We start from the raw sequence: 836 nt of genomic DNA on the forward strand, positions 1-836 counted from the left end.
TTTTAGGTCTACGAGCACTCTGAAATTTAGAGTTGCAATAATTGCATCTGTAGCGCTGTAATCCTCTTCTAATTCCTATTTTTTTAGTGTTTTTTGAACTATATTTTCGACAAGTTTTAGTCTTTTTTACAGACATTTGTAAATAATCCTTTTTAAAACATTATTTTACAATAGTTACAGCTATATTTTAGACCCCCATTTTTTCTATTAGCTCTAAATGTTCAATATAGATTTTGGGGCTGTCCTAGATAAATTTACTTTAAACTCTCTCTAACCCAGTGTCTAATTAGCTTTAGCTGTTCCCTAGAATCACTGTGGTTAAATCTCCACTCACATTCCTTCAAAAACAAGTAAAAATGATCTCTAGGAATACCATTAAATTTTCTCAAATGTCTCTTAGCTTGATTCCAAAAGTTCTCTATACCGTTTATATGATTATGCTTCTTTGCAAACAGCTGGCTGTGGTTTTATTTACTGATACTAATTCTGATGCAGTTCGTGCTGTACTTCCTGCTATAAATAACTCTATTAATTTGTCTTGCTTGTATGTACTTAATCTACTTTTTCTCATCAAAACCAGCCTAACATAACTTAGTTATCTAGGACAGCCCCTAGATTTTTATATGAAAAATTTCATCTATAGCGCAGCACTTTTTTTTGATATTCTTTATGAAGAGTTGATAACTTTAGATTTTTTTGAGCTTGTCTTCGTAAATTTTATTCTCTTTTGTGATTAATTCATCTATTTGAGAGTTTTCACTACGAGCTTCATGCAGAAGCTGATAATATTCATAAGTTGTATTATTCATCTCGATTTTTTTCTTTACAGACAAATA

1 protein-coding gene and 1 pseudogene are annotated in these 836 nt (G+C 30.5%); both read right to left on the minus strand.

What is annotated here, in order from left to right; genetic code table 11:
• Positions 1 to 254 precede the first annotated feature (254 nt).
• Positions 255 to 467, minus strand: a pseudogene (locus F3D59_RS09890) (transposase); the annotation flags it as partial.
• Complete coding sequence (locus F3D59_RS10235) at positions 428 to 571, minus strand: hypothetical protein (RefSeq protein ID WP_411961544.1); 144 nt, start codon at positions 569 to 571, stop codon at positions 428 to 430. The pseudogene F3D59_RS09890 and the gene F3D59_RS10235, both read right to left, overlap by 40 nt.
• Between the last annotated feature and the right edge of the window lie 265 nt (positions 572 to 836).

It is taken from the genome of Francisella sp. XLW-1, from assembly GCF_008711455.1.
GTDB classification, from domain to species: domain Bacteria; phylum Pseudomonadota; class Gammaproteobacteria; order Francisellales; family Francisellaceae; genus Francisella; species Francisella salimarina.